General features: G+C 72.5%; 2 pseudogenes. Both read right to left on the bottom strand.

Features of this window, described 5'->3' with window-relative positions:
* Positions 1-628, bottom strand: a pseudogene (locus U8525_RS34345) (hypothetical protein); the annotation flags it as partial.
* A pseudogene (locus tag U8525_RS34340) lies at positions 618-907 on the bottom strand (hypothetical protein); the annotation flags it as partial. The pseudogenes U8525_RS34340 and U8525_RS34345, both read right to left, overlap by 11 nt.

Here is a 907-nt window from a genome sequence, read left to right as displayed (position 1 = left end):
TCCACTCGACGGGCGCCACCTTCTGCTGGGTGCGCCCATCGAGGGCCCACGCGAGGTAGCCGTCTGGCCGGAGGACGGCCACCTGCTCGCGGCTGAAGCGCTTCACCCGGCGCAGCAGCTCCTCGCGCGAGACTTCGCCTCCCTCCAGCACCTCGCGCAGCAGGAAGCCCGCCGCCATGCGCGGCGGGAAAGAGCCCAGCGTCACCGGCTTCTGCATGAGCCGGCCCAGCACCTCCACCGCATCCTCCGGGGTGAAGGGGTTGTGCCGGAGGGGCAACTCGTCCAGGTCGTCCAGGCCCGCGAGCACCAGGAGCTTCTCGAAGGCGTCCACCTCCAGCAGGCCCGTCTGCACGGCCAGTCGCGTCTGCTCGCCGTGGCTGGTGGTGATGAGGGCCGTCCCTGCCGACACGCGCGTGGGGCGGCGGCGGTGGGTGCGCTCGTCCTCGTCGTCGTCTTCCTCGACGGACAGCGCTGCGCGCGCGGAGCCCCTTCCGTCCGCAGGGCTTGAGTACGAGGGCATGGCCCCAGAGCGCTGCTGGAAGGTGCTCCGACTCGCGGGCCCCACCCCTCCCACGCACCCGGTGGAGAGGAGGGCCACGCTCAGCAGCAGCCACGTGTCAGCGCGCATTGTCCACCCCCAGTCCCACCGAAGCGAAGGCCCCCGGCCGCAGCGTCCCCTCCGCCGTGGGGAAGAGGAGCGTGCCCCCCTGGCCCGTCGCGTACAGCTTCCCTCCGAGGAAGCGCCACCGGGCCTCACCGGAAACGAGGTAGCGCGCTCCAGGCTGGCCCACGCCCACCGCCAGCCCCTTCAGGGCCAGCTCCACGTTCCGGCGAAGCAACTGCACGCCGAGGCGCCAGTCCGCGTCCAGGCGGCCCCAGCTGAAGGCCTCCACGCCCACCGTCATGC

It is taken from the genome of Corallococcus sp. RDP092CA, from assembly GCF_041903675.1.
Classification (GTDB): Bacteria; Myxococcota; Myxococcia; order Myxococcales; family Myxococcaceae; genus Corallococcus.
Note: the sequence above shows the minus strand (reverse complement) of the source record. Positions and strands in the feature narration are given on the sequence as shown.